This window comes from Frankia sp. CcWB2, assembly GCF_977927585.1.
In genome coordinates, this window is record NZ_CDWRCM010000128.1 from 1 (window position 1) to 3,216 (window position 3,216).

The following is a 3,216-nucleotide window of genomic DNA, read 5'->3' on the forward strand; positions in this document are numbered from 1 at the left end:
GCGCAACCACCCGCCGAGCCCGCAGATGCCTCAAACCCGCTTAACTTCGAAGAGCCGAATTCGCGCCTGGCGTGGCGGGCGCGGAACGGCGAGCAGGACCGTGCAGGGCTGGCTCGATATAAAGCATGATATTCGGGGAAAAGAATTTCTCGGTAAATTTTCCGGGGTTTGTCGGTGGCGGCGCGGCCTGGGGTTTCTCGCCGCCACCGCCCGGATCGTCGAATCCGGCCTCGCCGGGAGCCATACCCGTGCCCACCGCGCCCTCCCGCGTCCGGTCCCCGTGCCGCCGCGCCGCACGCCCCGCGGCGTGAGGTGATGACACGCAGACTGCCCAGGATGGGCCGGGTCCGTCAATGGGGTATGGCCTGACCGGATAGCGAGGGCGTCGCGGCCGAGCCGTCCGGAACCATGGCCCTGATCATCGCCACCGATGTCCGGGCAGATCGGCCGGCGTGAGGAGCCACCGCGCGGCCAGGGGCGGCCACCGGTGCGGGGCGCGCCCGGGGCCACCGGGCGCGGTCCGCTCAGCTCGCGACCGACACGGACAGCAGCAGCCGGTCGGCGAAGACTAGGGCGTCGTCCGCGCTCAGCCGTCCACGGGGGACGACGGAAGCCCGCTCGTCCGAGGTCAGGCCGCCCCACATCCCGTGCTCTTCCTGGCAGAAGATCGCGGTGGCCAGGCACGGGCGCTGCACCGGGCAGTCGGAGCAGATCTTGCGGGCCCGCGTCTCGGCCGCGGCCCGGGCTTTCGTGTTGCGGCCGTCCGGCGGGAAGAAGGCGTCCGGGTCGCCGTCCCGGCAGGCCGCGTCCTGGCGCCAGTAGGCGGGCCAACCAGCTCCGAACGGCTGTGGCGGCAGATCACGGCCGGGAAGAACCGGGACACCGGCGCTCATCGTGCACCGCCGGACACGTGGTGACACGCGGGGGACAGAGAGCTAAGCGTGGCGAAGCTTCGAGCGGGTAGCACGCTGGGCTGACTGGGCATACCGTCTCCTGCTGACGTTGCAAAGGCGGACACATGCTTTTCCAGACCGCCGAATCCGGTGTTGCATACACCCCAGACAGGCAGGTCAACCTGGTCGAGCCGAGAAGCCCTCGGGCGTTCCGGGTGGAATCCGTCAACGCTGCCTTTCGGTTGGCATACCGTGGGTGGAGCTCCGCTCGGAAACGATCCCGTCTCGTCTCGTTAACCGAGGAACGTAGACGTCTCTCGACCGGATAGCAAGGGTTCCGGAACGCGGACGTCCGGGGCTCCGTACCGGCGTGTGCCGAGGTGGATGGTCACGCACCGTGCGCGTTCCGAGATGGCTGCTGTCGGTCGGGATCGGTGTTGCCGTCGGTCGGGCTCGGTCGCCGCGGCGACCGGGATCGGGCTCGCCGGGTACCGCCGGATGGGCGGGGAATCGCTACTGGACAGCGGAAACAGCGTGCATGAAGATCACTTTCGGCTGGCCGGCGCGGCCCGGGAGGGGTGCCGGCGGGGCCTTGGTGATCAAGGTTGGAGTGGTACCCGGGTTCGATTGCGTACGGGTGACGATCCCGCGAAGGTCCGCTTACCCCGGTTCTCGGGGGATGATTTCGGTAGAGACATGTGCGCAGAACCACATCCGATGCTTTTGCTGCTGCATGCGCCCCTGACCTCTGCGGGTGCAGGGGCGGCGATGACGTGGCCGGCACGACCGAGACTCCCTGGGCGGACCCTGGGCGGACCCCCGGTGGATCCCCCGGGTAAACCCGCCGGCCCGGTCGAAGTCGGTCGGGGCCTCGACCGGGCCGGCGGGTCGGGTCGCGTCGCGTCGGGTCGCGTCGCGTCGGGTCGCGTCGGTCAGCGGGCCGGGCGGGTGGGGAGCCCGGTCGCCGCCCAGCCGTGGAATCCGCCGATCACGTCGGTGGCGCGCCGCAGGCCGAGCTGTTGCAACGAGTCGGCTGCGAGGCTGGAGGTGTAACCCTCTGAGCAGATCACGATGACCTGCAGGTCGTCCCCCGTCGCCAGCGGCAGGCACGCGTCGCTGGTGGGGTCGAACCGCCATTCGAGGACGTTGCGCTCCACGATGACGGCGCCGGGGATCTCCCCCTCCGCGGCGCGCTGCGCCGCGGGTCGGATGTCGACCAGCACCGCGTCGCCGTTCTCGGCCAGGGCACGCGCGGCCTGCGCCGGTTCGAGTCGGTGCAGCCGGGACCGGGCCGCCGCGAGCATCGCGTCGATCCGGCTCGGTGGTGTGGCCGTGGCGTGCTCGGTTGCCGTCATGCGCCGCTCCCGGCCACCGCGGGGGTCGGAGCCCTGCGGTCGCCCCTGCCCGCCTCGATTATCGCGGTGGCCGCGCCGATGGTGACGGCCGGGCCCAGGTCCGTCGCGGCTGCCGCGGCCGCAGGCGGGATCTCGACGGCACGCGGATCCTCCGTACGGCCGCCATCGGCCGGCGTCGGCGCGAACCGCATCGACAGTTCCGGTGGGGAGTAGGCGTGGATCGTCGTCGCGACCTGCCGGCCGCGGTTGGCGACCCGGTGGACGTGGGTCGCATCGAAGCCGACCACGGCCCCGGTCCCGTGCCGGTGCACCTGGGAGCTGGTCCAGCTTCGGTCGTACTGGTCCTCCTCCACGAAACCCTCAGCGACCGTCAGCGCACCCAGCGCGCCGCCATGATCGTGTACCTCCGTCTGCTGCCCCGGGTACCAGCCTCAGCCACACCTCCACGGTCGCGGAGAGCAGCAGCCGGGTGTACCACCGGCGGTCGGGACGGTGACGGATGACGGGACGCCAGACCTCGGGCGTCGCCGAGACCGCGGCGGTCAGTTCGCACAGGGTCGCCAGGTCGATGAGGCCCGGCTCATCGCTCAGGCACGAGGTCGGCACAAAGGGGTCGGCGATGCGGGTGGGGTCGGCGATGAGGACCGGGTGGAGGAGGGGCACGAGTCACTCCCAAGACGCGGGTAATGCTGGGACGCGGGTAATGCTGGGACGCGGGTGATGCTGGGACGCGGGTGATGCTGGGACGCGGGTGATGCTGGGACGCGGGTACGTTCGCCGGCACACCGCCGGACACGGCCGGGCGGGGAGAAGCGGTGCCGCGCGCGAGACTGATGCGCCGGGTCACCGCATCGAATGAGCACGATGGTGATGTCCTGCCGGCGGTGGCCCGCCGTGGCGCAGGCACGGAGTGCGACGGCGCAGAGCGGTGGAGATCACGGTGCGAACGGGCTGAGCGTGGCGTCGCG

Annotated in this window: 4 protein-coding genes; all 4 read right to left on the minus strand. The window is 71.1% G+C overall.

Annotation, left to right across the window (positions count from 1 at the left end; translation table 11 throughout):
- Positions 1-524: 524 nt before the first annotated feature.
- The 4 genes from ACY45C_RS14100 to ACY45C_RS14115 all read right to left on the minus strand — a co-directional run bounded on the left by ACY45C_RS14100 (position 525) and on the right by ACY45C_RS14115 (position 2,911).
- Entirely contained in the window at positions 525-893 is a 369-nt protein-coding gene (locus tag ACY45C_RS14100) for a WhiB family transcriptional regulator (RefSeq protein WP_462188063.1), read from the minus strand.
- 932 nt (positions 894-1,825) lie between these two features.
- Positions 1,826-2,248: a rhodanese-like domain-containing protein gene (locus tag ACY45C_RS14105; protein ID WP_462188064.1), complete on the minus strand. Its 423-nt coding sequence runs from the start codon at positions 2,246-2,248 to the stop codon at positions 1,826-1,828.
- Positions 2,245-2,631 (minus strand): cupin domain-containing protein, encoded by a 387-nt coding sequence (locus tag ACY45C_RS14110; RefSeq protein WP_462188072.1) that lies wholly within the window; start codon positions 2,629-2,631, stop codon positions 2,245-2,247. The genes ACY45C_RS14105 and ACY45C_RS14110 overlap by 4 nt, the downstream gene beginning before the upstream one ends.
- The gene (locus ACY45C_RS14115; protein WP_462188065.1) at positions 2,609-2,911 is read right to left on the minus strand and encodes a hypothetical protein; all 303 of its coding nucleotides are present in this window, start codon (positions 2,909-2,911) and stop codon (positions 2,609-2,611) included. Before ACY45C_RS14115 ends, ACY45C_RS14110 begins: the two co-directional genes overlap by 23 nt.
- Positions 2,912-3,216: the final 305 nt, after the last annotated feature.